The sequence below is a fragment of the Gemmatimonadaceae bacterium genome (genome assembly GCA_035533755.1).
Classification (GTDB): domain Bacteria; phylum Gemmatimonadota; class Gemmatimonadetes; order Gemmatimonadales; family Gemmatimonadaceae; genus JAGWRI01.
This window is the reverse complement of the sequence record DATLTC010000064.1, coordinates 17714-44298: the sequence shown is the minus strand read 5'-3', so window position 1 is coordinate 44298 and position 26585 is coordinate 17714. Positions and strand designations below refer to the sequence as shown.

Sequence of the window (26585 nt, the reverse complement as noted above, 5' to 3'; positions counted from 1 at the left end):
CGCGGCGTGGGCCGGATTGTTCGTGCCGTTGTAGTCCGCGAGGTGGCATGACACGCAGGCGGTCGGCTTGCCGGCGTACACGCCGTCGCCATGGCAGGCATTGCAGGCCAGGGTCACGTGCGCGCCCGTGAGCGGGAACTTGGTGGCGTTGTGATCGAACGTCGCGCTCGTCCAGTTGGCGGTGCTGTGGCACGACTCGCACGTGGTCGGGAATCCCGCCGCGGCGTGGGGCGGACGCGACGTCTTCGCGTAGTCCGCCTGGTGACACGACACGCACGCCGTGGGTTTGCCCCGGTACACGCCGTCGCCGTGACAGCCGGCGCAGGCCACCGCGAGGTGCGCCCCGGTGAGCGGGAAACCCGTGGTCGCATGATTGAATCCGGCGCCCTGCCACGTCATCAGCCCGTGGCACTGCGAACAGTCCTGCGGGAATGCGCTCGCCACGTGGTCCGGCGCTTTGGCCTGACGGTATTCCGCGGCGTGGCATCCGAAGCATGTCGTGGGACGATTCACGTACGCGCTCCGGCCGGGCAGCGACGGAAGGTGGCACGATTCACAGGCCGCCACGGCGTGGATGCCGCGCAGCGGGAACTGCGTGGTCTCGTGCATCCGCCGCATGGCCGGTGGGTCGATGAAACTGCGCGGCGTGTGGCACCGCGCGCACTGCGTGCCGAATTCGCCGTGATGCACGTCGGTGTGGCAGGACGCGCACGCGGTGGGCGTGTTCGCGAAATCGAGCGTGCGATGACACGCCGTGCACGGCGTGTGCGCGTGCGCTCCTTCGAGCGGGAAGGTCGCCGGCGCGTGGCGGAACGTCTTGCTGATCGACACCGGCGTCCACCCGTCGGGGCGATGGCAGGCGCTGCACGCGCCGATCGTGGGACCGTGCGGGTTGTCCTGGCCGCGCGCGGCGGCCGGCAGCGACCACACCGCGAACGCGAGCGCGGCCAGCCTTCGGTACGACCGTCTCATGGCGTACTCCTCGTCGCCCCGTGGCGGGCGTGACAGCTCTCGCACCTTCCGGAGAGCGGCCGGTAGACGACGCGGGCCTTGCCCGCGCCGGTGGTTTCTGTCCTGTGGCACGCGGCGCACGGCACGTTGGCGTGGGCGCCGGCGAGCGGGAACGACGCATCGCGGTCATGATCGAACCGCGACGCCGGCGCGAACGAGTCGGTGCCGTGGCAGCTCTCGCACGCGCCGCCGTCCTTGCGACTCGCGAACTGCGCCCCGTGCGGACTGTCGCCCTCGTGGCACGACCGGCACGTGGTCGACCGCGTGTGGGTGAACGGCAACGACGCCACGCCCCGGGGCGCCAGCACGAGGGTCGAAGCGGCCTCCGGCGCGCGCATCTCGGCGTGGCACGCCACGCACGCGACGGCGCGGTGCGCTCCGTCGAGGGCAAACGAGAATCGCGCGTGCATCGCCACGTCCACCGTCGACGGACGGAAGCGGCGCGTGTCGTGGCACGACCGGCAGCCGCCCGGCACCGGGAACGCACCGCCCGCCGCGTACCGGCCGGCGTGCGGATCCACGTGGCAATCCGCGCACGCGGTCTCCGGCACCCGCAGCACTACGTGCGCCGTGCCGAGCGACGCCCGCGACATCGTGAGTCGCGGGAGGCCGGGCCGGACCGCCGCGTGACACGCCGCGCAGGCGATGGTCCCGTGCCGCCCGTCGAGCGGGACCCGCAACCTGGCGTGCGCGGCGATCGAGAATGTGCTGGGCTTCCATCCGGCGTCCGTGTGGCAGCCCTCGCAGCTGCCTCGGTCCGGCCGGCCGGCGAGCTGCCCCCCGTGCGCATCGGCGTGGCAGTCCGCGCAGTGCGCGAACGGTAGGCGGAGCCTCACCGTGCCGCCCACCTTGGCGTGGCAGGCCGAGCACGGCAACAGGGCGTGCCGCCCGGTGAGCGGATATCGGGTCGCCGCGTGTTGCGCCAGGGTGAACGTCGACGGCCTGAACCCCTCCACGCGGTGGCACGCGGCGCAGTCCACCGGCTTGCCGCCCAGCGTCGCCTCGCCGACATGCGGGTCGGCGTGACACGACGCGCAGGCGGCGAACGGCGGATCCTTGAGCGTGAGATTGGCGCGATGGCACGCGGTGCACGACACGCCGCGGTGCATGCCCAGGAGCGGGAACCGCGTGACCGAGTGATTGAACTCCGCCCGGTCGATGATCGCCCAACCACGCGTCACATGGCAGTCCGCGCACCGGCCCGACAGCTTGCCCCGGTGCGGATCCTCGTGACAGGACGAGCACTGCGCGAACGCGATGGGCTTGAATCGTGGGATCCGCACGCCGTCCGGACCGGGGGCGATGCCGAGCCGCGGCGCGAGGTGGCACTTGTCGCACGCGACGTCGGCGTGTCGGCCCGTCAACGGATAGTCGGTCTGGCCGTGATCGAACTTCGGCGCCGGCTTCCACCCGCGCGTGTCGTGGCAGCGCTCGCAACTCGCGCCCAGCGATCCCCGGTGCACGTCGTCGGCGCGATGGCACGACGCGCACGTCGTCTCCAGCCCCAGCCAGCCGGCGGATCCCTGGCGCTTGGACAGCGCCGCGGCCGGGCCCACGCGGAACTTGGCCGTGTGGCAGTCCCCGCACTTTGCCTGAGCGTGTTTGCCCTCGAGCGCCCAGCCGGCCAGCCGGTGGTCGAACCCTGCCTCGGATCCGCCCGGCCAGGCGATCAATTGGAAGTTCACGCCGGCGTGGTCCGGGTGGCAGCTGGCGCATTCCTTCTTCTGCGCCGTCACCTCGCGGGCGTGCAGCCCCCGGCCCTGGCTGATGAGCCACGCCACGTCCTTATGACAGGCGAGGCACATCTGCGACATCGGTTCGCGGTGCAGCCCGTGGCACTGGGCGCAGTTCGTCGGACCCTCCAGGTCCCGATGCACCCGGGCGAGCGGGCCCGGCGAGATCTGGGCGGACGCCCGTGGGGCCAGTCCCAGCAGCATGGCGCCGCACAGCAGGAGAAGCGTCCGCATTCATCCGGCCAGGTCTTGCCGGGGAGGCAGCGGAACGTCCTTCTCGACGATGCGCACACCCAGCCGCTCGAGGAACGCGTACGGCGCGTCCCCGCCGATGCGGATGACGACGAAGTCGCTCGGCAGGATGATCGACGCCTCGCCCGACCCGAGGACCACCACATCCTCGCGAATCTCGCGCACGTGACTGCCGAAGTGCGGCGTCACCTTCCCGGCGGCGATCGCGCGATCGACCTTGGCGCGATTCCGGTCGGCGATCCGCGCGAACGTCTCGCCGCGATACGAGATCCGCACCTCCGTGCCCGCCTGGTTGGCCAAGCCGAGCGCCGTCTCCACGGCACTGTCGCCGCCGCCCACCACGAGCACGCGCCGCCCGGCGAACGCCTCCATCTCGACCACGTCGTAGAACACGGTGTCGCGGTCCTCGCCGGGCACGCCGAGCCGGCGCGGGCTGCCGCGCCGTCCCATGGCCAGCACCACCCGGCGCGCGGCCTGTGACCCGCGCGTCGTCTCCACGCGGAACACGGCGCCGTCGCGCACGATCTGCTGCACCTTCTCCCCCGTGCGCACGGCCAGCCCCGTGTTGGCCACGATCGTCTCCCACACTTTCAGCAGCGTCTCCTTCGACCCGTCGGCCACCCAGAGATCGCCGTACAGCGGCACGTGCACCGGCTCGGCGAGCAGCAGCTTGTGACGCGGATACTTGCGCACCGTGTCGGAGAGTGAGCCCTGCTCGAGCACCACGTAGCTCAGTCCGCAGCGGAGCGCTTCGAGCCCGGCGCTCAGCCCGGCCGGCCCGGAACCGACGATGGCCACGTCCACCGCGTCGTCGTGGCCGTCGGACCGTCGCTCGCCGGGCGGCAGCGCGCGGGCCACGTGCTCGATTGCCATCTTGCCTTCGTTGATGGCATTCTTGATCAGGCCGCGGCCGCCCAGTTCGCCGACGATGTACAGCCCCGGCACGTTGGTCTCGAAATGCTCGTCCACCAGCGGCACGGTCACCCGGTTCACCGCCGCGCCCGTGGTGACGAGGATCGCGCCCACCGGACAGCCGCGCACGCATTCCCCGTGCCCCTGGCACAGCGCGTCGTCCACCACGGCGAGCTTGCCGCGCAGCGTGATCGCGCCGGGCTCCGGACACGACGCCACGCACGTGCCGCAGCCCACGCACATGTCCGCGCGCACCAGCGCTTTCGGCGCGCCCCCCGGATCCGCGGCGCCGGCGGACACCGGCGCCCGCACCATCTCGAAGATCTGCTGCGGCACACCGCAACTGGGACAGTAGGTGGCGCCCGGCGGCACGAGCGCCTTGCAGCGCGGACAGGGCGCGCCCGCGCGCGACGGCGGCGCGTGCGCGACGCCCGTGGTGCGCAGATGGAGCCAGATCGCCAACGCGGTCAGGGCGAAGAAGCCGAGCGTCGTGAGCAGCATCGCCGTCCGCTACCGGAACCAGGTCGCGCCCACGGCGACCACGACGGCCACGTGAATCACCACCGCGACGAGAGCGGTGATCGCGAACGGGCGATGGGCCACGTGCCAGTAGCGGAACACCCGCTGCGTCGCGTCGAGCATCCGCGACTGCTGGGCCAGCGACATCTCGCGATCGGCGAGCCGCAACGCCTCGCGCATGGCCCGATGATCCAGCGGCCGACTGTTCGGAGAGAGCGCGGTCCAGCGCCCGCGCAGCTCCCGCATGCGGCGCCACCGCGTCAGGTCGTTGGTCACCAGACGCCAGAGGATGCGCCATGCGCTCTCCTGCGCCTCCGGCTCGGGAGCGATGTCCAGCGTCGCCTCCACCGCGTCCGGCTCCAGCCCGGTCGCCGCCGCGAGCCGCTGGATGAGCTCGCGTCGTTGCGCGGTCACCTCGTCGCGGGTGAGCTCGATGCCGCTGCGCGCGCGGGGAATGCGCGTGTACAGGTAGCGGCCCACGATGCCGCTGGCGATCACGACCAGCATCGCCCCCAGTCCGAGGCCGATCACGCCGTCCGACCGCCACGCGGCGTGGATGGCCAGCAACAGCGGCAGGGTGAGGGCCGACGTCACGTGCACGTCGAGCCAGCGGCCGATCGATCCGGTCCAGCGCAACCCCCGCCACTTCTTGCGCAGCGGATACACCCAGAGGAACGCGAAGATGAGGAAGGCCGCGATGCCGGCCGACTGCCCGATGTACCCCGACGGCTGCAGCCAGTCGCGCCACGGGTGGCGGGCGCGCACCGCCAGCGACGCCGTGTAATACGGCAGGCCCAGCAGATTGATCGCCACCAGCGGCACGTTGATGGCGATGAGGACGATCGTGCTCGTGCGCAGCCTGCGCTTCCCGGACGCGACGGCGGGCGCCGCGGATTTCGCTGCCGGCGCGCCGGCGGCGGCCGCTGGGCCGCCATCGGAGCGCGGCTCGGCCGCGCGGGCGAGGTTCGATTGTCTCATGCGCCCGACCGGTTGGATCGTCGGGCAGCGCTGGCGGTGGCCATGCGTCGTACGTTTCTTGATGGGGGCTGCAAGCTTCCGTGCCGTGTGTACACCAACGTCCCTCTCATTGGTCCACACGCGCCAAGCAGCCGCGCGTAACTCGCGAACGTGATCGCGTGATGCGCATCACACACGCGAACGCGCGGATGTCCGGCCCACCACCGCGGCGCCCGCGCGGCGGGAATGAAACGGTACCATCACGCTACCGGCAAATGGGCCGCTAAAGACGCGACATCCGCCGTTGGTGCGGCGCTATCGCGCCCTCGCGCGCCACCGGTACTCCCGCCAGATGAGCACCAGCACGCCCAGATCCACCGCCGTCAGCACCATGAGCGCCGGCGAGCGCGTGAGCGCGATGCGATAGCCCTCGTACACCACGAACGCGCCCATGAACCAGAGCGCGGCCGGGAATGCCCACCGCCGCTCCCGGAGCAGACCGGCCACGAGGATCAGCTTCACCACGCCGTGGCCCACGAGATACGCGCTCGCGAACAGCGTCGTGTTCGACGAGAGCTGCGCCACGCCGTGGCGCAGCAGGTTCGCCACCACGTCGTGCGGATCCTCGGAGAGTTCGTGCGCCGTGAGAAACAGCACGGCGGCGTTCAGCGTGCGCGGACCCGCGGCCGCGATCACGGCCCCGCCGATCACCTCGAGCACGCCGTCGATGCCCTTGAGGATCACGCCGAGGTCGAATAGGCGATGCAGGGTCGTGCCGGCAGGCGCCGGCGGGCGGGACTTCGAGAGGCGATCCATCGTCCATCATATAGTAGCGTGCCCTGGCCCGCCCGCATCTGGCTGCGGACGGCGGATGCGCGCATACTCGTTCCACCGCCGCGCCACGCCTCTCTCCTGCCCACCGCCGCCATGCTTCGCCGCATCCTGTTCGCCGCCGCCCTATGCCTCGCGCCCGCCGCCGCGACGCCGGGCCAGACCCCGCCCCCGACCTACGCCCGCGCCGACACCGCCGCGTTGCACCGCACGCTCGACTCCGTCGCCCACGCCTTCCACGGCGTGCTGGGCTATTCCGTGCGCAACCTCGACACCGGCGAGCGCCTCTCCCTGCGCGGCGACGAGACCTTCCCCACCGCCAGCCTCATCAAGGTGCCGATTCTCGTCACGCTGTTCGATCTCGTCCAACGCAAGAAGATCTCGCTCGACGATCCCCTCACGCTGCTCGACATCGACAAGGTGCCGGGCAGCGGCGTGCTCCAGTTCATGCACGACGGCCTCACCCTCTCCGTGGGCGACGCCGCGAATCTCATGATCATCCTCAGCGACAACACGGCCACCAACCTCATCCTCGACCGCACCGACATCCGGCCGGTGTGGGACAAGATGGAAGCGCTCGGCCTGCCGCACACCAAGGTCCACTCCAAGACCTACCTCCGGAACACCAGCGTGGCCATGGACAGCTCGGTGAAGTACGGGCTGGGCGTGAGCACGCCCAACGAGATGGCGCGCCTGTTCGCCCTGCTCGCCAACGGACGCGCCGTGAGCCCCGCCGCCGATTCGGCCATGCTCGCCATCCTTGCCGACAACGCCGATATGGAATCCATGCAGCGCTCCGTGGACGGCCTCGTCGTGCCCCACAAGACCGGATCCATCGATTCGTCGCGCACCGAGTGCGCCCTCTTCCCGCTCCAGTCGCGCGTCGTCGTGTGTGGGTTCACCAAGCAGGACGCCGACATCCGCAACGTCGTGGACAACGAGGCCCAGGTGGCGCTGGGCAGGATCGGCGCGGCGGTCGTCGCGGCCTGGCCGCGGAAGCCCGAGGCCGGATCGTACTAGCGCGCCCCCCACCCCGTCGTCACCGTTCATCCGTCCGCTCTCGCCGCCGCCGGCCCGCGCACCCTACCCCACAACCCATCCGCCGTGCTGCTCATTCTCGCCTTCGCGTTCGTCCTCTCCGGCGCTGCGGGACTCATCTACGAAACCATCTGGACGCGCTATCTCGGCCTGTTCGTCGGCCACGCCGCATACGCCCAGATCATCGTCCTCGTCATCTTCCTCGGCGGCATGTCGCTCGGCGCCCTCGTCGCCGGCCACCGCTCGTCGCGCCTCCGGCAACCGCTGCTCTGGTACGCGGGCGTCGAGTTCCTCGTCGGCGCCATCGGATTCGTCTTCCACGACGTCTTCGTCGCCAGCACCGACTTCGCCTACGCGCACGTCTTTCCGCACATGGCCGGCGGCGCCGGCGGGCTGGGCGTCATGGCCGTCCAGTGGACCCTCGCCGCCCTCCTCATCCTCCCGCAGTCGGTCCTCCTCGGCGCCACCTTCCCACTCATGAGCGCCGGCGCCATCCGCCACGTGCGCGCCGAGCCGGGCCGGGTGCTCGGACTGCTCTACTTCACCAACAGCATCGGCGCCGCCATCGGCGCGCTCGTCGCGGGCTTCTTCCTGATCGGCGAAGTGGGACTCCCGGGCACGCTCCTGGCCGCCGGCGTCCTCAACTTCCTCGTCGCCATCGGCGTCGGCATCGCCTCGCGCGCGTACTATCCCACCGACGGCCCCGACGCCCAGCCGCTCCCGCAACCGATCGAACAATCGGCCACCCTCCCGCGGGAATGGCGCGTCCTCCTCGCCGTGAGCTTCGGCACCGCGGTGGCCAGCTTCATCTACGAGATCGCGTGGATCCGCATGCTCTCGCTCGTACTCGGCGCGGCCACGCATTCGTTCGAACTCATGCTCTCGGCGTTCATCCTCGGCATCGCGCTGGGCGCGTACTGGATCCGCGGACGGGCCGACGCCATGGAACACCCCATGCGAACTCTCGGCATCGTGCAGTGGGTCATGGGCACCCTGGCCGTGGCCACGCTCCCGCTCTACATGGCGTCGTTCGGATGGATGGCAGGCCTCATCCGGATGTTCGACACCACCAACGCCGGGTACGACGGGTTCGTGTTCTCGCGATACCTGATCTGCCTGATGATCATGCTCCCGGCCACGTTCTGCGCCGGCATCACGCTCCCGCTCATCACCAGGATCCTCATCCGCAACGGCGCCGGCGAACGGGCCATCGGCACCGTGTACGGCGTCAACACGCTGGGCTCCATCGCCGGCGTCATCATCGCCGGCCTCGTGCTCATGCCGGTGCTCGGCCTCAAGTGGCTGCTGATCAGTGGCGCCGTGGTGGACATCGCGCTCGGCGTGGCCCTGCTCCGCCCCAGCCCCCTCGACCGCGATCACCGCGCCCGCGCGCGGTTCGGGTTCCTGCTCGCCACGGTCTGTTTCGTCCTCGCCAACGGCCTGCTCGTGCGCTTCGATCTGTGGAAGCTGTCGAGCGGGGTGTATCGCCAGGGCCTCCTGCCCACGTCCACCACCTTCAGCTTCCCCTTCTACAAGGATGGACGCACGGCCACGGTGAGCGTGCGCCGCACCACCACCGGCGGCTACCTCACGCTCGCCACCAACGGCAAGCCCGACGCGTCGATGGATCCGTTCTGGGAAGACTCCACCATCGAGCCCGGCGCCTTGCGCTCGCTGGCCGAGGACCAGGCCACGCAGATTCTGCTCCCCCTCATCGGCCTCGCCCACGTGCCCGACGCCAGGGAGATCGCCGTCATCGGCCAGGGCTCCGGCATGACGTCCAGTCTCCTGCTCGGCAGCCCCGAGGTGCGGCAGGTGGTGACCGTGGAGATCGAGCCCGAGATGGTCGCCGCGTCGCGCGCCTTCCGTCCCGCCAATCACCGCGTGTTCGACGACCCCCGCTCGCGCATCGTGATCGACGACGCCAAATCCTATTTCGCCGCCACCGGGCGCAAGTTCGACCTCATCATCTCGGAGCCGTCCAACCCCTGGGTGAGCGGCGTCTCGGGCCTGTTCACGCAGGAGTTCTACCACCGCGTGCGCAACAACCTCACCGCCAACGGCGTGCTCGGCCAGTGGCTGCATCTGTACGAGATGAACGATTCGCTCGTCGTCTCCGTGCTCGCGGCCATCGACCAGAACTTCAAGTCGTACGAGGTGTTCTTCACCTCCAACAGCGACGTGTTGATCCTCGCCTCCAACCGCTCGACGCCCCTCGTGCCCGATTGGAAGGTGCTGCGGTATCCCGGCGTCGCCCACGACCTGCGCCGCGCCGTGCCCATGAGCCCCGAAGCGCTCGACGCCATGCGCCTGGCGGGACGCGACATCCTCCACCCCTACCTGATCACGCACGCGCAGGTGAACTCCGACTACTACCCGGTGCTCGATCTGAACGCCGAGCGCACGCGGTTCCTGCACCAGGAGGCCACCGGGTTGGAGAGCCTCGGCAAGGGACGATTCAACGTCGTCGCCGCGCTGGCCGGCCGCCCCCAAGGCTTCGGCACCGAACCGCTGGCCGTGGCGCCGGAGATTCCGCGCGTCGAGGCGCTGGCACTGCAGGTGCGCCTGCGCCGCGTGCTCGCGATGACGCCGGACCAGCGCGTGGGCGTGCCGTACGATTCCGTGCTGGCCGACGCCGTGTATCGCGTGGACCGGTTCGAGCGCCAGGTGGCCGCCGCCACCCCGCCCACCGACTGGCATTCCTGGATGCACTCGTTCGTGCGCGTCGAGGCGCTGCTGCACGACGGCTCATCGGGAGTGGCCGACGACGCGTTCTACGGTCGCGTGTATGCCTACCTCGCCCGGGCCAACGCACCGCCGCACGCCCGCGCCGCCGTGGACTTCGTGCACGGGTTGGCGGCGTGGAACTTCCCCCAGGCCTCGGCGGCCGCCGACACCCTGATCGCCGACGTCGCCCACGACTCCCTGCCCTGGCTGGGCGTGAACGAACTGCGCAACGGCGCCGTGGTCGCGCGGATCTCGCTCGGCGACTTCGCGGGCGCCACGGCGGCGTTCAGGACGCTGGCCCCCGAGACCGACGAATCCAACTTCATCGCCCAGCTCCTGGCCGCGGACCTGGTCGTGCGCCAGGCCCGGGCCAGGGAAGCGGCGAAGCCCTAGGGTTTGGGCGGCCCCGCTTTCGCCTTCGACTCGTCACCCGCCCAGACCACGGCGATCTTCGCCGGATCAATGTACTTGCGGAACGCCGCGTTCACCTGGGCGAGCGTCGCGGACCGGATCTGCTGTTCGTTGTCCGCCTGGAACTGCATCGTCCGCCCGAGCAGCATGTCGGTCACCAGCTGCCCGGCGAGCGCGCCGTCCTGCGACCGCATGAGGCGGTTGGACTCGAGCAGTCCCGTCCGCGCCTTCTCCAGTTCGGCGGCGGTGAATCCACCGGCGCGCGCGCTGTCGATCTCGTCGAAGAAATCCCGCGTGACCCGGTCGCCGTTCTGCGGCGCGTGGATGGCGATGGCGATGAACTGCCCCAGCGGCACGCGTGAATCGGCCACGAAGATGGACTGCGTGGCGTAGCTCAGGCCGTCCTTGACGCGGATGCGCTGGGTGAGACGGGAGGTGAGCACGCCGCCCCCCATCATGTAGTTGGCCAGCTGCATCGCCGCGTAGTCCGGGTCGTGATCGGACAGCGGGAAATCGGTGCCCGCCACGAACATCGCGTTGGCCTTGTCCGGCGTGTCGATGCGCTCGCGCGTGCCATCGATCGGGAACAGCACGTTGCGCATGACCGCGTAGGGATTACGGGTCCTCCAGCCGGCGAACATCGTGTCGAGCTGGGCGCGCACCGCGTCGGCATCGAAGTCGCCGACCACCGCCGCCTCGCCCGTGCCGGCGCCGAAGAAATCGACGTACGCCCGGCGCACGTCGGCCAGCGAGAGCGCGCGCAGATCGGCCAGCTCCTCGTCCATCGAGCCCGCGTAGCGCGGGTCGCCGGCGGGATAGCGCGAGAACTTCCGCTGCATCGCGTTGATGGCCAGCGCAGTCGGCTCCTTGGACGCCGATTCGATGGCCGCGATCTGCTGGCTGATGAGCGCCGAGTATTCCGTGGAATCGAACGCCGGCATCCGCAGGATCTCGTCGGCCAGCGACAGCACGGCCGGCAGGTTCTGGCGCGTGGACTGGATGGTCACCGCCACGTAATTGCCGTTGCCGCTCATCGACAGGCGCGATTTGAGCACGTTGAGGGAGTCGGTGAGTTGCTGGCGCGTGTGCTTCGTGGTGCCGCGCATGAGCATCGCCGCCGCCATCGAGACCGCGTCGCCGCGATGCTGCAGCGTCTTCTCGTCGCCGAACCGGAGCGTGAGCATGGCGTTCACGCTCTCGCCGCGCGTCTTCTTGGCGAGCAGCGCCACCTTGAGGCCGGCCCCGGTGGTGAAATGCGTCGTATGCGCCATGATGTTGGCCGGCGACGGATCGAACGCCTCCCCGGTGGCTGCCACGGCCTGGCCCGTGTAGCCCTGCACCAGCTTCGCGATGTCGGGCGCCGCCGGGATCTCCGCGCGGTCGGGCTGCGCCGCGGGAACGAAGAACCCCAGCGTGCGGTTGGACGGCTTGAGGTACGCCTGCGCCACGCGCTGCACGTCGGCCGGCGTGACCTTGCCCACCTGGTCGCGGTGCAGGAAGAACAGCCGCCAGTCGCCCACGCCCATCCAGTCCGACAGGGCGAGCCCCACCCCGGCCGTGTTGTTGAGCGCCAGCGCGTACGCGCTGGCAATGGCGCCCTTGGCCCGGTCCACCTCTTCAACGGTGGGGGGCTGCGTGGTCGCGATCGCGTGGAGCGCCTCGAGCATCGCCGAGCGCGCCGCCGGGAGCGTGTCCTCCGTTCTCAGCGTGGCGATGAGCATCAGGCCGCCCGGATCGTGCAACTGGAGCGGGAGCGCGTTCACCGCGCTCGCCTTCTTCGTGAGCACCAGGGCCTTGTACAGCCGGCCCGACGGCGCGTCCACCAGCACGTGCTGCAGCACGTCCACCGCCGCCGCGTCGCCGCTCGATGCGGCCGGCGTGTGGAAGAACGCCACCAGGTCCTGCTCGGCCCCGGCGCGGCGCACCCACACCTCGCGCTCGCCGTCCTGGGTCGGTTCCACGGTGTACGTGGGCTCGAGCACCCGCGCCGGCCGCGCGATCGGCGCGAAGTACCGGCGCACCAGCGCCAGCGCGCGCGTGGTGTCGAACTTGCCGGCAATGAGCAGCACGGCGTTGTCGGGCTGGTAGTAGCGCCGGTAGAACGCCTGCAGGCGGTCGATCGGCACGTTCTCGATGTCGGACCGCGACCCGATGGGCAACCGGCCGTAGGCATGGAACAGGTACGCGCTGCCCAGCACGCGCTTGATCGTCACCAGCGTGGGGCTGTTCTCCCCGCTCTCGAACTCGTTGCGGACGACCGTCATCTCCTGATCGAGGTCGGCCCTGGCGATGCGGCTGTGCACCATCCGGTCGGCTTCCATCGCCAGCGTCCAGTCGAGCGTCGTGTCGGCGGCGGCGAACAGCTCGAAGTAGTTGGTGCGGTCGAACGACGTGCTGGCGTTGTACTCGACGCCGCGCGTTTCCAGCTCCTTCGCGATGTCGGCATGCGCCGTGGTCCCCTTGACCATCAGGTGCTCGAGCAGATGCGCCATGCCCGTCTCGCCGTACCCTTCCTCGCGCGATCCCACCAGGTAGGTGACGTTCACCAGGGTCTGCGGCTTGGTCTGATCGGGATAGAGCAGCACCCGGAGCCCGTTGGCGGGGATGCGGTAGGCGATGATCCCCTCCACCGATGCCTCGCGCACCAGATCGGGGGCGGCCGCCTGCTGGGCGGCCAGGGGGGCGGCCGCGACGAGCCCGAGGAGGGCGGCGCGGACGACACGACGCGATATTATTGACGGCATTGAACGGAACCGGAGGTTGGGGGGTGAACGAGCGTCCGGAAGGCGTGGAGCGCCGACGCCCCACGCCTTGGTATATGACAACCTGCAACCCACTTCACCAGTGGCAATCGCTCAGGACTCCACCGCCCACCCCCACGACCGCCGCGACCGCGTCCTGACCGGGCTCATGCGCGCCGCCTGGATCGCGGCCGTGGCGGTGGTCACCGTGCAGGGCATCTTCCACCCCCGCAACAACTTCCTGATCTTCCGCGGGGCCTGGGACCACCTCGTGCACGGGCAGAACCTGTACGCGCCCGGCCAGGGATATCAGGATTTATTCAAGTACAGTCCGAGCTTCGCCTTCCTGTTCGCGCCGTTCGCGGTGGTGCCGTTTGGGCTCGGCTATTTCCTGTGGACCGCCCTCAACGCCGGCCTGCTGTACGTCGCCATCGGGCGCCTCCTCCCCCCGCGCCCGGCGCTGGTGGTGCGGGCCATCGTGTTCTTCGACATGCTGGGCTCCCTCCAGAACGCGCAGAGCAATGCGCTGGTCACGGCCCTCATCGTGCTCGCGTTCACCGAACTGGCGCGGCGGCGGCAATTCGCGGCGGCGGTCAGCGTGGCCGTGGGCACGGCGGTCAAGATCTTCCCGATCGCGGCCGGCGTGTTTCTCATGTTCCATCCGCGGCGCGCGCGGTTCGTGGGGCTGTGCGTGCTGGCCGGCGCCGCCGTGGCCCTGGCCCCGCTGCTCGTCGTGCCGGCCCGCACGCTCGCCGCGCAATACCAGGGGTGGCGCGCCGTCGAATCGCACGACGCGCCCGATCGCATGTTCTCGATCATGCAGCAGGTGCACCTCTGGCTGCACGTCGACTGGCCCAACTGGCCGCAGCAGCTGGCGGGCGTGGCGATCCTCATGCTCCCGCTCGCCGCGCGCCGCGACCGGCTGGACGACCCCACGTTCCAGCGGCTGTTCCTCGCCTCGCTGCTCATCTTCTGCGTGCTGTTCAACCACCAGGCCGAGAGCCCGACGTTCGTCCTCGCGCTCTGCGGCGTGGGCATATGGTTCGCCTCGACGCCAGCGACGGCGTGGAACCGCGCCCTGCTCGCCTTCGTGCTGCTCGGCACGACCGCGGTGAACAGCAGCCTGATGCCCGCCACGCTGCGGCGCGACTTCTTCGCCCCCTACTATTTCAAGACGATCCCGATCTTCGTCGTGTGGCTGGCCCTGCAGGTGCTCCTGCTGCGGTCCGGCTCAGAGCATGCCGAAGTGCCCGAGCGCGATGTCGCCGCGGGCCAGGCGGGCGCGTAGCTCGGGCGAGGTGAGGGCGCGCAGTTCGCGCTCGCGCACGTCGGTGTAGGCATCCAACGCCGCCAGTTCCGGCGACGAGTATCCCGGATGCACCGCGAGTTCGCTCGGCCCGGCGGGCAACGCATCGAGGCGCGCCAACACGCCGTCCAGGAATGCCGGCGAATTCTGCAGCGACACGCCGAAGAACTCGGCCCGCACGTCGTCGCCACGCGCCCCACTGGCCCACACGCCGGCATCGAGCAGCCGCTTCTTGAGGCGGACGGCGGCGCGCTGCGGGCCCGCCGCCATCGGCTCGCGCGGCACGCGGATCACCCGCACTCCCACCAGCCGCGCGGCATTGCGCGCGGCGGTGAAGAATCCGGGAAAACAGTGCGTGTGGCGGTGGCTGTCCACGTGCGTCACCCGCACGCGCGCCATCACCATCCGGCTCAACTGCGCCGCGCACTCGCCCTGCACCTCCACCAGACGCACCAGGCCGAACGCGGCGCGCCAGGCCAGCGATCGGAACGAGTGGAAGTTCCCCGTGTTCGCATCGGTGAGCGACGGCGCGTGCGTGAGCGGCCGGCCGGCGATCAGGTTCAGGTGAAGCCCCACGCCGAGCATGGCGCGCCTGGGGCGCAGCCGTTCCAGGGCGTCCTCCCACCCCGGCATGTTGACCATCATCGACGTGGACGTCACCACGCCGGCGTCGTGCGCTTCGATGATCCCACGGTTGACGCTCTCCGTGAGGCCGAAATCGTCGGCGTTGACGATCAGCAGCGGACGGGGCGCGCCCACCGGGTTACGACGCGCGAGCGGACGCGTCGACGGCCGCCGCCGCGGCTGCGGTCAACGGCGAGCCGTCCGATGCCGCGTCCGGCGCCTCGAGGTCGAACGTGCCCGCCGTGTCGAGATAGCGGGAGGTCCAGCCGTGCCAGCGGATCCTCACCAGATCCCGCGCCATCCGCATCGAATCGCGCACGAAGTGCACCGTCGTCGGTTCTTCGTCATAGCGGAAATCCACCGCGACCTGCGCCACCGACAGCCCCAGGCGGCGCGCGATGTACAGCGTCTCCACGTCGAACCCGAAGCCGGCGATCGTCGTGCGCGTGAAGATCGCCTGGGCCGCCGCGGCGGTGAATCCCTTCAGCCCCGCCTGCGTATCGAGCGTGTCGCGCAGCAACAGCACCCGGACCGCCGCGTTGAACGCCCGGCTCATCAGATGGCGCGTGTACAGATAGTGGAAGAAGCTCGGGCTCATCACGTACCGCGACTCGGGCAGCACCCGGCACGCGATCGCCACGTCCTTGCCGGCCTCCAGCGCCGCCAGGATCTTCAGCGTCTGCGACAGCGGGTACGCGAGATCGAAGTCCGTGAACACGCGGTACGCGCCGGTCGCAACGATCATCCCGCGCGCCACGGCGTATCCCTTGCCCCGATTCACCGGATTGCGCAGCACGCGCACCCGCTCGCGCGCCTGCGCGTAGCGCACCAACGCCTCGGCCGTCTCGCCGTCGGTGCTGCAGTCGTCCACCAACACGACTTCCACCGACACCGGCGCCGACGCGCGGAACTCGTCGAGCGCGGCCAGAGTTCCTGCGAGTTGAGCGCCGGCGTTGTACGCCGGGATGATGAGCGAGAGCTGGGGGCCGGACGTCATCTGTGAACTGTTGCCTTAACGATCGATGATTCCGAACGTTGCTGACCGGAGGTGTACTCCGCCATGTCGTTGCGCCCGCACGATGTGGGCGCCAGCGGCGGGGCATTGCTTGCGGCCCGCGGCACCGCCCCGGGCCGGAACCGTGGCCCGTGAGCCGCGGTTCGCCTAGTATCTAATGTAGCGCACCCCAACAACCCGGACGACCTAAGAATCTGTAAGTACTTTCCATGGTCGCCAATGCTAACCCCATGCGGCACAACGACGTGCGGAGCCACATGATGTCCTCGCTCGACCTCGATCCGGCCACCACCGCGCTCGTGCTCATCGACCTGCAGCGCGGTATCACGTCCACGTCGACCGCGCCCCACCCCGCGAGCGAGGTGATCGAGCGCGCGCGCGCGCTGGCCGCGCGGTTCCGTGCCCGCCGCGCGCTGGTCGTGCTGGTGCGCGTGGACCCTGGCCCCAACGGCGAGCTGTTTCCCAACGCGCCCGTGGACGCGCCGCGCCCGCCCCGGTCCGGTCCGATGCCCGCCGACTGGACGGAGATCGTGCCCGCGCTCGGCCCCGAGCCGGGCGACATCGTGGTCACCAAGCACCAGCCAGGCGCATTCTTCGGCACCGACCTCGACGTGCAGCTCCGCCGCCGCGGCGTGCGCACCATCGTCATCGGCGGCATCTCCACCAACGTCGGCGTCGAGGCCACGGCCCGTGTCGCATACGAATCGGGGTATGCGCTGGTGTTCGTGGAAGACGCGATGGCGGCGCGCGAAGCCGATCTCCATACGCACGCCGTGACCCGGTTCTTCCCCACCATCGGGCGCGTGCGGTCCACAGCCGACGTCCTGGCCGCGCTGGAGTGAGGGCGTTCCGCACCCCCACGATCGCCCGCGCGCTCGGGCATCGGAACTACCGCCTGTTCTTCAGCGGGCAGATCGTCTCGCTCACCGGCTCGTGGATCACGCGGATCGCCACGAGCTGGCTCGTCTACCGGCTCACCGGCTCGCCCCTGCTGCTCGGCCTCGTGGGATTCGCCGGCCAGATCCCGACCCTCGTCATGGCGCCGTTCACCGGCGTGCTCGTCGACCGCTGGAACCGGCACCGCATCCTCGTCATCACGCAGACGCTGTCGATGCTGCAGTCGCTGGCCCTGGCCGTGCTCGCCCTCGCCCACGTCATCACCGTCACCGAGATCCTGGCCCTGCAACTGGCGCAGGGGATGATCAATGCGTTCGACACGCCGGCCCGCCAGGCGTTCGTGATCCAGATGGTGGACGACCGCAACGATCTCTCCAACGCGATCGCGCTCAATTCGACGATGGTGAACGCCAGCCGCATCGTCGGCCCGGCCATCGGCGGCATGTTGATCGCCGCGTTCGGCGAGGGCTGGTGCTTCCTGGTGGACGCCGTGTCGTACTTCGCCGTCATCGTGTCGCTGATCGCGATGCGCGTGTCGCGCGAGCGGCCGCCCCGCGCGAGCACGCACCTGCTCGAGGAACTGCGCGACGGCTTCCGCTACGTGTCGGGCTCCGCCCCCATGCGCGGCGTGCTCCTGCTGCTGGCGCTGGTGAGCACGATGGGCATGCCTTACATGGTGCTGATGCCGGCCGTGGCATCGAAGATCCTCCACGGCGGGCCGCACACGCTGGGCTTCCTGATGACGGCCGCCGGGGTGGGCGCCCTCTGCGGCGCGCTCTACCTCGCGTCCCGCACGTCGGTCGTCGGCCTCGGGCGCGTGATCGCCGTGGCCGCGTGCACCTTCGGGGCCGGCATCGTGGCGTTCTCGCTGTCGCGGGCCCTCTGGCTGTCGCTCCTCCTCCTGCCGCTGGCCGGCGCCGGGTTGATGGTGACCATGGCCTCCACCAACACGCTGCTGCAGACCCTGGTCGAGGAGCGTATGCGCGGCCGCGTCATGGCGTTCTACGCGATGTCGTTCCAGGGCACAGCCCCCATCGGCAGTCTGATCGCCGGGTTCGTGGCCGAACGCATCGGCGTGCCGGCCACGCTCATGCTGGGCGGCACGGCCTGCGTGCTCGGCGGCGGCGCGTTCGCCCTCTGGCTGCCACGGTTCCGCGCCCACGTCCGCCCGATCTACATCGCGCGGGGGATTCTGCCCCCCACCGGGCCCGCCCCCGCCGCCTGACCGGCGCCGCGCCGGGGGCTCCACGGGGCGTAAAGGAAACGTGAGTGACACCTTTGCGAAAAATTCGAGTGACCGATCCCAGCAGTGGGGGGGTCTGGTGCGTGGAAGGAATAGAAAGGCAATGGGCCGGCCAGACGGGCCCGATGCCTGACCGCAAGGTCTCGAACCGTACGTTCCACAACGCAGCAAACAGTTTCAGGAGCTCAGCCGTACAGTGTAGTTGTAGGACAACCCGGATCCGGCGTGCGCGGGGTCAGCGTACTTTCAGGTGCGTGTTTGGGGGGGATTCCCGCCCGTCCGGGTCCGTGGTTCGAGCTCTGGAGCGTTGGAACGAATACGGCAAAAGCAGACCACGGCGACCGCGGCGATAACGCCGCGCCAGATCGCCCACCAAACCCAGTCCAGGAAGAACGCCAACTCGTTGCGCGCATTCGCAACGGGGACCGTGAGGCCTATGGGTCGCTCGTCGAGCGCCACCTCGCCCGTGCGCTCGCGCTGAGCATCCGCATCCTCCACCACCGGGAGGACGCGGAGGATCTCACGCAGGACGCCTTCCTCGCCGCGCTCGAACATCTCGACGCGTTCGATGCCGAGCGCCCGTTCTGGCCCTGGCTGGCGCGCATCCTGGTGAATCGCGGACTGGATCTCGCGGCGGCGCGCTCCGTGCGCGCCACCGAGCCCTTGCCCGACGACGTATTCGATCCCGCCCAGAGCCCGGCCGACGCGGCCGAACGCGCCGAGATCCTCGCGCGGTTCCGTCACGAACTGGCGCTGCTGCCCCCGCGCCGCAAGCTGATCATGCAACTGTTCGAACTGGACGGATACACGGTAGCCGAGTTGGCCGAGCTGCTGGAATCCTCGCCGGCTACCATCCGCTGGCATCTGCACGCGGCGCGCCGTCAGTTGCGCAAGGCGCTGTCGCCCTTTCGTGGAGAAGGTTCATGAGACACGACGATCTCTCCCCCGACCCGGCGCTGCGCGACATGCTGCGGCGGTTCGATCCGGCGAGCGCCGTCACGCCGGCCGGCCGCCAGGCGCTGGCCCGGCGCATCGCCGCCGGCGCGTCGCCGATCCTGGCCGCGCGCCGCCGTACCGCCCCGTCATGGTGGGAGTTCACCGCCGGTTGGGCCCGCACGCTCATCCCACTCGGCGTGGCCACGGCCCTCGTGGCCGCCGGCGCCATCCTCTGGGCGTCGCACACCGCGGCGCGGAACGCCATGGTCCCGGTGGCGGCGCCGGATTCGCTCGTCGGCGCCGTGCCGCGCGACCGCACGTCGCAGCACCTGGTGGATTTCCTCGTCACGCCCACCGGCGGCCGCGTGGCGCCCGCGCCGGGGCATGAGTGACGCGTAGCCGTCGCGGCGCCGTACGGATGCCGCCCCGCTCGCTCGCCGTCGCCGTCCTCTGCGCGCTCGCCCTTGGCAGCGCGCTCGCCGGCATCGCCATCGACCGCGTGGTGCTCCATGCCCGCGTGCGCGCGCCGGCTTTCCCCGACACGTCGTTTCACCCCATCGAATCGATCTTGCGCTCTCCCACCGACGCCGACCGCCGCGCCATTCGCGCCGAGCTGACGGCCACGCTGCATCTCTCGCCGTCCCAGGCCGATACCATCGACAGCATCATGTCCCGCCGCTCGGGCGAGTTCCGCGCCCTCCGCGCCGAGATCCGCCCGCGCGTCCAGGGGCTGGTCGACACCGTGCACGCCAGCATCGAGCAGGTGCTCACGCCCGCGCAGCGGGAGCAGTTCCTCCGCATGCAACCGGCGCGCGATTCCGGCGGCCTGCGATGACGCGGCGGCTGTTCGCAGTGGCGGCCGCGTGCGCGCTCACGGCCTGCGTGAGCGCGCCCCCCGGCATCGAGGGCGTGGCAGCCGCGCCCCCGCAGCCCAACGCGTACTGGACGCCGCCCGCCTCGGTCATCGCCGCGGCCCGGCGCCCGGCGCCCCCCGCGCCCCCGGCCGCCGCGATTACCGCCGATGCCCTCGGCCGCCTCACCCTGGCCGACGCGGTGGACGTGGCGCTCACCAACAATCCGGCCACGCGCATCTCGTGGGCCCAGGCCCGCGCCGCGGCCGATCTCTACGGCGCCAGCCGCGGCAGCCTGCTGCCCACCCTCTCGGCCTCCGGCACCATCACCCGGTCGCTGTCCATCGCCGTGCCGGGGCGCCTGGCCGGCGAGCGCACGCAATACGGGCCGGCGCTGAACCTGTCGTACCTCGTGCTCGACTTCGGCGGCCGCGCCGGAGCCATCGAGGCCGCGCGCCAGACGGCCATCGCCGCCGACCTCGCCCACAACGCCACCGTGCAGAACACGATCCTCCAGGTGGAGGCATCCGTGTTCTCGTATCTCTCCACGCGTGCCCTGCGCGACGCGCAGCGCACGGCGCTGGCCGAAGCCACCGCCAACCTCGCCGCCGCCAGCGATCGCCACGACGTGGGACTGGCCACGATCGCCGACGTGCTGCAGGCGCGCACGGCGCGCTCCCAGGCCGAGCTCGATCTCGAGACGCTCGAGGGCCAGCTCAACGTGACGCGCGGCGCGCTCGCCGTGACGATGGGGCTGCCGGCCAGCACGTCGCTCGACCTGCCCGACGAGCCGGCCCCCGATTCGGCCGCCATCGGCGCCGTCACCGCCTCGGTGGATTCGCTCATCGACGTGGCCACGCGCCACCGCCCCGACCTCGCCCAGGTGCGCGCCCAGGCGCAGATCGCCGCCGCCCAGCTCGAGCAGGCCCGCGCGGCCCGGCTGCCGTCGTTCGCCCTCGGCGCCACCACCGGCTACACCGGGTCCGACCTCGCCGGATTCGCCGGCCGCTCCTACACCGTGGACCTCGGCGTCTCGATCCCGCTGTTCTCCGGGTTCACGCGCCAGTACGACGAACACGCCGCCGCCGAGCAGCTCGCCGCCGCCAAGGCCCGCACCGAGTTCACCAGACAGCAGATCGCGCTGCAGGTCTTCACCTCGTATTACGCCATGCGCACCGCCGGCCAGCGCGTGCGCACCTCCGCCGACCTCCTGGCCAGCGCCACGGAATCGGAGCAGGTGGCCCGCGGGCGCTACACCGAGGGGGTGGGCAGCATCATCGACCTCCTCGTGGCGCAGGCCGCGTTGGCCAGCGCCCGCGCCCAGGCCGTGCAGGCCCGCTGGCAGTGGCGTACCTCGCTGGCCCAGCTCGCCCACGACGTCGGCGTGCTCGGCATCCACGGCGAAGCCCTCGCGCCCCTTCTTCCTTCCGCTCCCGACAACGATCGATGATCACGCCGCTCCGTACCCGCGCCTCGCGCGGTGCATTGCTTGCCCTGCCGCTGATTCTGCTGGCCGCCTGCGGCAAGCCGCCCGCCGACCATCCCGCCACGGTCCCCGTGCGCGTGGCCAAGGTGCTGCGGATCACCGCTCCCTACATCGTGCTCGCCAACGGCGTCGTCGAGCCCCTGCAGACGGTGACCGTCGAAGCCCAGGTGGGCGGCATTCTCGACAACGTCGCGTTCCATGAAGGCGATGAGGTGCGCGCCGGACAGGTGCTGTTCCAGATCGACCCCCGGCCCTTCCAGGCCACGCTGCGCCAGGCGCAGGCGGCCCTGGCGCGCGACGCCGCGCAGGCCGAGAACGCCCAACGCGACGCCGACCGCTACCGCGCCCTCGTCGCCAAGGACTACGTCACCAAGTCGCAGGCCGACCAGGCCACGGCCTCGGCGGTGGCGCTGCGCGCCACCCTCCAGGCCGACAGCGCCGCCGTGGAAACGGCGCGGCTCAATCTGGCCTACTGCACCGTCCGCTCGCCGATCGACGGCCGCACCGGCAGCCTGCTCGTGCGCCGCGGGAATCTCGTCAAGGCCAACGCGCAGGCGCTGGTGGTGATCAACCAGCTGCATCCGATCCTCGTCCGCTTCCCCGTCACGCAGCAGCAATTCCTCGCCCTCGAGCCCCGCATGGCCGCCGGCCCGGTGCCGGTGCGCGTGGCCACGGCCGACAGCGTCTCGCTGGCCGAGTCGGGCACGCTGAGCTTCATCGACAACGCCGTGGATTCGCTCACCGGCACGGTGATGGCCAAGGCGCGCTTCGCCAACGCGGCGCGGGCGCTCTGGCCCGGCGAGTACGTGGGAGTCACCGTCCAACTGGGCACGCAGGCCGACGCCCTCGCCGTCCCCAACTCCGCCGTCGTCTCGGGCCAGAACGGGAACTACGTGTTCGTGGTCGACAGCGCGCAGAGCGCGCGCGTGCGGCCGATCGTCGCCGGCCGCGCGGTGGGCGAACTCACCGTCATCGATAGCGGCCTCGTGGCCGGCGAGACCGTCGTGACCGACGGCCAGTCGCGACTCGTGCCCGGCACCAAGGTGGACGCCCGGCCCGCGGTGGGCGCGCCCGCCGCGACGCCCGCCAAGGTCACGCCATGAGCCTCTCGGATCTGTTCATTCGCCGGCCGGTCATGACGGTGCTCGTCATGATCGGGATCCTCGTGTTCGGCATCAGCGCCTACCGGCAGCTGCCGGTGAGCGATCTCCCCACGGTGGATTACCCGACCATCACCGTGAACGCCAATCTGCCGGGCGCCAGCCCGGAGACGATGGCCGCCGCCGTGGCGACACCCCTCGAGAAGCAGTTCTCGACCATCGCCGGCATCGACAACATGACGTCCACGAGCGGACTCGGCTCCACGTCCATCACCATCCAGTTCTCGCTCGACCGCAACATCGACGCCGCGGCGCAGGACGTCCAGTCGGCCATCGGCAAGGTGCTGGGCCAACTCCCGGCCGGCATCCTCCCGCCGTCGTACCAGAAGGTCAACCCGGCCGACCAGGCCATCATCTACTTCGCGCTCACGTCCAAGCTCCTGCCCTTCTCGCAGCTCGACGAATACGGCGAGACCGTGATGGCGCAGCGGATCTCGATGGTCAGCGGCGTGGCCCAGGTGCAGGTGTTCGGGTCGCAGAAGTACGCCGTGCGCGTGCAACTCGATCCCAACGCCCTGGCCTACCGCAAGATCGGGATCGACGAGGTGGCCAGCGCGATCGCGTCGCAGAACGTGAACCTGCCCACCGGCGTGCTCTGGGGCCCCAATCGCGCCTATACCGTGCAGGCCAACGGCCAGATGCAGAACGCCGCCGGGTTCCAGCGGCTCGTCGTGACGTATCGCAACGGCGCGCCGGTGCGGCTGGGCGACCTGGGCAACGTGCTCGACGACGTGCAGAACAACAAGGCCGCGGGGTGGTACGACGGCGAACGCTCGATCGTGCTCGCCATCCAGCGGCAGCCCGGCACCAACACCGTGGCCGTGGCCACCGCGGTCAAGAATCTCATGAACCAGCTCCGGACCACGATCCCGGGCGCGGTGGAGATCCACACCCTGTACGACCGCTCGCTGTCCATCGACCAGTCGGTGCACGAGGTGAAGTTCACCCTCGTGCTCACGCTGTTCCTGGTCGTGATGGTGATCTTCGTGTTCCTGCGCAACGTCTCGGCCACCGCCATCCCCAGCCTGGCGCTGCCGATCTCGGTCATCGGCACCTTCGCCGTGATGTACCTGCTCGGCTACAGCCTGGACAACCTGTCGTTGATGGCGCTCACGCTGGCCGTGGGCTTCGTGGTGGACGACGCGATCGTGATGCTGGAGAACATCGTCCGCCACATGGAGATGGGCAAAGCGCCCATGGAGGCGGCCTTCGCCGGCGCCCGCGAGGTCGGATTCACGATCCTGTCGATGACGCTGTCGCTCACCGCCGTGTTCATCCCCATCCTGTTCCTGAGCGGGATCATGGGCCGGCTGTTCCACGAATTCGCGGTGACGATCGCCGTGGCCATCCTGGTGTCGGGATTCGTGTCGCTGAGCCTCACGCCCATGCTCGCCAGCCTGTTCCTGCGACCGCACGGCGCCGAGCAGCACGGGCGGCTGTTCAACTTCACGGAACGCGGATGGCAGTGGATCCTCGCGCGGTACGAGGCGTCGCTCCACGTGGTCATGCGCCACCGGCGGGCCATGGTCGTGTTCGCGGTGGCCATCCTGGCCGGCACGGCCGCGCTGTTCGTGATCATCCCCAAGGGGTTCATCCCCGACGAGGACACAGGCCAGATCCGCGTGACCACCGAGGCCGCGCAGGGCGCATCGTACGACGACATGGTGGCGCACCAGCAGCAGCTGGCGGCCATCGTCCAGCGCGACACGAACGTGGCCGGGTTCATGTCGGCCGTGGGCGCCGGCGGGTTCACGCAGTCGTCCAACCAGGGGCGGATGTTCATCAGCCTCAAGGCGCTGGGCCACCGCCTGAGCGCCAATGATTTCATGGCCGAGATGCGCCCCAAGCTCGGCAAGGTGCCGGGAATGGTCGTGTACATGTCCAACCCGCCGGCCATCCAGATCGGCGGGCGGGTGGCCAAGGGGCAGTATCAGTTCACGTTGCAGGGCTCCGACATCCAGGCGCTGTACGCGGCCTCCCAGCAGCTCCTCGATTCGGTCCGGAAGCTGCCGCAGCTGCTGGACGTTTCCACCGACCTCCAGCTGGGCAACCCGCAGGCGAGCATCGAGATCGACCGCGAGCGCGCCGCGTCGCTGGGCGTCACCGCGCAGCAGGTGGAGATGGCGCTGTACGACGCCTACGGATCGCGCCAGGTGTCCACCATCTACACGCCCAACAACGAGTACTGGGTGGTGATGGAGATGGAGCCGCAGTATCAGCGCGACCTCGCCGCCCTGTCGCTGCTCTACATCCGCGCCAACAACGGCGCGCTCGTGCCGTTGAGCGCCGTGTCCACGGTGTCCAAGACCACCGGGCCGCTCACCGTGAACCACGCCGGCCAGCTGCCGGCCGTGACGATCTCGTTCGATCTGGCGCCCAATGTGGCGCTGGGCGATGCCACGGCGGCCGTCCAGCGCGTGGCCGCCAACGTGGTGCCGGCGTCGATCAGCACCAGCTTCGCGGGCGCCGCGCAGGCGTTCCAGTCCGCCCAGTCGGGGCTGCTCATGCTGCTCGTCCTGGCCATCTTCGTCATCTACACGGTGCTCGGCATCCTGTACGAGAGCTTCATCCATCCGCTGACCATCCTCTCGGGGCTGCCGTTCGCGGCGTTCGGCGCGCTGCTCACGCTGTTGATCTTCCGCGTGGATCTGAGCATCTACGCCTTCGTGGGGATCATCCTGCTGGTGGGCCTGGTGAAGAAGAACGCGATCATGATGATCGACTTCGCGATCGAGGCCGAGCGCACGCAGCATCTGCCGGCGTCGGAGGCCATCATCCAGGCGTGCCTCATCCGGTTCCGCCCGATCATGATGACGACCATGGCGGCCCTGCTCGGGACGCTGCCGATCGCGCTGTCGGTGGGCGCGGGCGCCGAAGCGCGCCGTCCGCTGGGCATCGCGGTGGTGGGCGGACTGTTCTTCTCGCAGTTCATCACGCTGTACATCACGCCGGTGGCGTACACCTACCTCGACGCGGTGAGCCGGCGGGCCGGGGGCTGGATGGCGCGGCGCCGCGGCCTGCCCGTGCCGGCCGAGCTGGGCCCGGTGGGCGCCGACTAGGCATCGAGGCCCGGATGTAGCAGTGCACGTGCGGGGGCGCCGGCGGAGAGATCTTTCCGCCGGCGCCCCCTTTTTGCGTGATCCGGAGCATCCGTTCGATCCTGAATCATCTGATTCGGACCCCCTACGATCCTGATGCCCGCCGGGCGCGCCCGCGGCGCCGCCGGGCGCCGGATCCCCTGGCCCGCGCCACCTCGGGGACTTGCATATGGCTATATGATCACTTAGTTATATAGGTCGCCGCGGGACCGGGGTACGCCCGGCCATGGCCGCGGCCCGTACCGCATGAACGAGGCTCCCATGACACCCGATAGCAGCTCCACCGTCGCACACCAGCAGCCGGCCACGGGCGTGGTCCGCTGTCCCTTCTGCGGCGCCCTCACCACCGCCGACCTCAACGCCGGCAATCCCGACTGCTCCAGCTGCGCCAAACCCGTGCTCATCGACCGCCCGATGCCGGTCACCGACGCCGACTTCCATCGCATCATCGCCGAGAGCAAGGTGCCGGTGCTCGTGGACTTCTACGCCGATTGGTGCGCCCCCTGCCGCATGATGGCCCCGGTGCTCGACGACATGGCGCGCCAGTACAAGGGCCGCCTCGAGATCCTCAAGCTCGACACCGACCGCTTCCCGTCCGTCTCCAACGGACTCGGCATCCGCGGCATCCCCACGCTCATCGCCTTCCACAACGGCAAGGAAGCCGCCCGCCAGGTGGGCGCCGCCCCCAAGGCGATGATCGAGAAGCTGCTCAAGCCGCTCCTCACCGCCATCTGAATCACGGCCCACGGCCTCCTGCGCACCGCTCACGGTGCGCAGCGGGCCACGGCCGGTCGCGCCCGATGCATTCCTATATGGTCATCCAGGAAAATCATTAAT

At 70.2% G+C, this 26585-nt stretch carries 20 protein-coding genes; 12 read left to right on the top strand and 8 right to left on the bottom strand.

Annotated features, from left to right (window positions below; all coding sequences use genetic code 11):
• The 5 genes from VNE60_10275 to VNE60_10255 all read right to left on the bottom strand — a co-directional run.
• A partial coding sequence (locus VNE60_10275; GenBank protein ID HVB31899.1) for a hypothetical protein occupies positions 1-972 on the bottom strand: 972 nt, incomplete at its 3' end.
• Positions 969-2978 (bottom strand): cytochrome c3 family protein, encoded by a 2010-nt coding sequence (locus VNE60_10270; GenBank protein ID HVB31898.1) that lies wholly within the window; start codon positions 2976-2978, stop codon positions 969-971. The genes VNE60_10270 and VNE60_10275, both read right to left, overlap by 4 nt.
• Positions 2979-4409 (bottom strand): NAD(P)-binding domain-containing protein, encoded by a 1431-nt coding sequence (locus tag VNE60_10265; protein ID HVB31897.1) that lies wholly within the window; start codon positions 4407-4409, stop codon positions 2979-2981. It lies immediately after the preceding gene.
• Between the two features lie 9 nt (positions 4410-4418).
• On the bottom strand, positions 4419-5405 hold the full coding sequence (locus tag VNE60_10260; GenBank protein ID HVB31896.1) for a hypothetical protein: 987 nt from the start codon (positions 5403-5405) through the stop codon (positions 4419-4421).
• A gap of 294 nt (positions 5406-5699) precedes the next feature.
• Positions 5700-6200, bottom strand: coding sequence for a DUF2127 domain-containing protein (locus tag VNE60_10255; GenBank protein HVB31895.1), 501 nt, complete (start codon positions 6198-6200; stop codon positions 5700-5702).
• Positions 6201-6311: 111 nt separating this feature from the next.
• Between VNE60_10255 and VNE60_10250 the strand changes: the two genes are divergently transcribed.
• Together VNE60_10250 and VNE60_10245 are read left to right on the top strand one after the other, a co-directional pair.
• Complete coding sequence (locus VNE60_10250) at positions 6312-7235, top strand: serine hydrolase (GenBank protein HVB31894.1); 924 nt, start codon at positions 6312-6314, stop codon at positions 7233-7235.
• 84 nt (positions 7236-7319) lie between these two features.
• Positions 7320-10373, top strand: a complete 3054-nt coding sequence (locus tag VNE60_10245) for a fused MFS/spermidine synthase (GenBank protein ID HVB31893.1) — start codon at positions 7320-7322, stop codon at positions 10371-10373.
• On the opposite strand, the gene VNE60_10240 is transcribed toward VNE60_10245, so the two are convergent.
• Positions 10370-13135, bottom strand: coding sequence for an insulinase family protein (locus VNE60_10240; protein ID HVB31892.1), 2766 nt, complete (start codon positions 13133-13135; stop codon positions 10370-10372). The two genes, VNE60_10245 and VNE60_10240, sit on opposite strands and share 4 nt — an antisense overlap.
• Positions 13136-13235: 100 nt before the next feature.
• On the opposite strand from VNE60_10240, the gene VNE60_10235 reads away from it, so the two are divergent.
• On the top strand, positions 13236-14420 hold the full coding sequence (locus tag VNE60_10235; GenBank protein HVB31891.1) for a glycosyltransferase family 87 protein: 1185 nt from the start codon (positions 13236-13238) through the stop codon (positions 14418-14420).
• Here VNE60_10235 and VNE60_10230 read toward each other — a convergent pair.
• On the bottom strand, positions 14364-15197 hold the full coding sequence (locus VNE60_10230) for a ChbG/HpnK family deacetylase (GenBank protein HVB31890.1): 834 nt from the start codon (positions 15195-15197) through the stop codon (positions 14364-14366). The two genes, VNE60_10235 and VNE60_10230, sit on opposite strands and share 57 nt — an antisense overlap.
• A 4-nt stretch (positions 15198-15201) precedes the next feature.
• Positions 15202-16059, bottom strand: a complete 858-nt coding sequence (locus VNE60_10225) for a glycosyltransferase (GenBank protein HVB31889.1) — start codon at positions 16057-16059, stop codon at positions 15202-15204.
• Between the two features lie 227 nt (positions 16060-16286).
• On the opposite strand from VNE60_10225, the gene VNE60_10220 reads away from it, so the two are divergent.
• From VNE60_10220 to trxA, 9 genes are all read left to right on the top strand, one after another.
• Complete coding sequence (locus tag VNE60_10220) at positions 16287-16919, top strand: hydrolase (GenBank protein ID HVB31888.1); 633 nt, start codon at positions 16287-16289, stop codon at positions 16917-16919.
• The gene (locus VNE60_10215; protein ID HVB31887.1) at positions 16916-18199 is read left to right on the top strand and encodes an MFS transporter; all 1284 of its coding nucleotides are present in this window, start codon (positions 16916-16918) and stop codon (positions 18197-18199) included. The genes VNE60_10220 and VNE60_10215 overlap by 4 nt, the downstream gene beginning before the upstream one ends.
• Positions 18200-18475: 276 nt before the next feature.
• On the top strand, positions 18476-19144 hold the full coding sequence (locus tag VNE60_10210; GenBank protein HVB31886.1) for a sigma-70 family RNA polymerase sigma factor: 669 nt from the start codon (positions 18476-18478) through the stop codon (positions 19142-19144).
• Entirely contained in the window at positions 19141-19545 is a 405-nt protein-coding gene (locus VNE60_10205; GenBank protein HVB31885.1) for a hypothetical protein, read from the top strand. The genes VNE60_10210 and VNE60_10205 overlap by 4 nt, the downstream gene beginning before the upstream one ends.
• A gap of 26 nt (positions 19546-19571) precedes the next feature.
• Positions 19572-19988, top strand: a complete 417-nt coding sequence (locus VNE60_10200; protein ID HVB31884.1) for a hypothetical protein — start codon at positions 19572-19574, stop codon at positions 19986-19988.
• Positions 19985-21454, top strand: coding sequence for a TolC family protein (locus VNE60_10195; protein HVB31883.1), 1470 nt, complete (start codon positions 19985-19987; stop codon positions 21452-21454). The genes VNE60_10200 and VNE60_10195 overlap by 4 nt, the downstream gene beginning before the upstream one ends.
• Positions 21451-22593: an efflux RND transporter periplasmic adaptor subunit gene (locus tag VNE60_10190; protein ID HVB31882.1), complete on the top strand. Its 1143-nt coding sequence runs from the start codon at positions 21451-21453 to the stop codon at positions 22591-22593. The genes VNE60_10195 and VNE60_10190 overlap by 4 nt, the downstream gene beginning before the upstream one ends.
• Positions 22590-25709 carry an efflux RND transporter permease subunit gene (locus tag VNE60_10185; protein ID HVB31881.1) on the top strand — a complete coding sequence of 1040 codons (3120 nt, stop codon included), beginning with the start codon at positions 22590-22592 and terminating at the stop codon, positions 25707-25709. The genes VNE60_10190 and VNE60_10185 overlap by 4 nt, the downstream gene beginning before the upstream one ends.
• A 300-nt stretch (positions 25710-26009) precedes the next feature.
• A complete protein-coding gene (gene trxA / locus VNE60_10180) occupies positions 26010-26483 on the top strand; it encodes a thioredoxin (GenBank protein HVB31880.1) in 474 nt (157 codons plus the stop codon).
• Positions 26484-26585 lie beyond the last annotated feature (102 nt).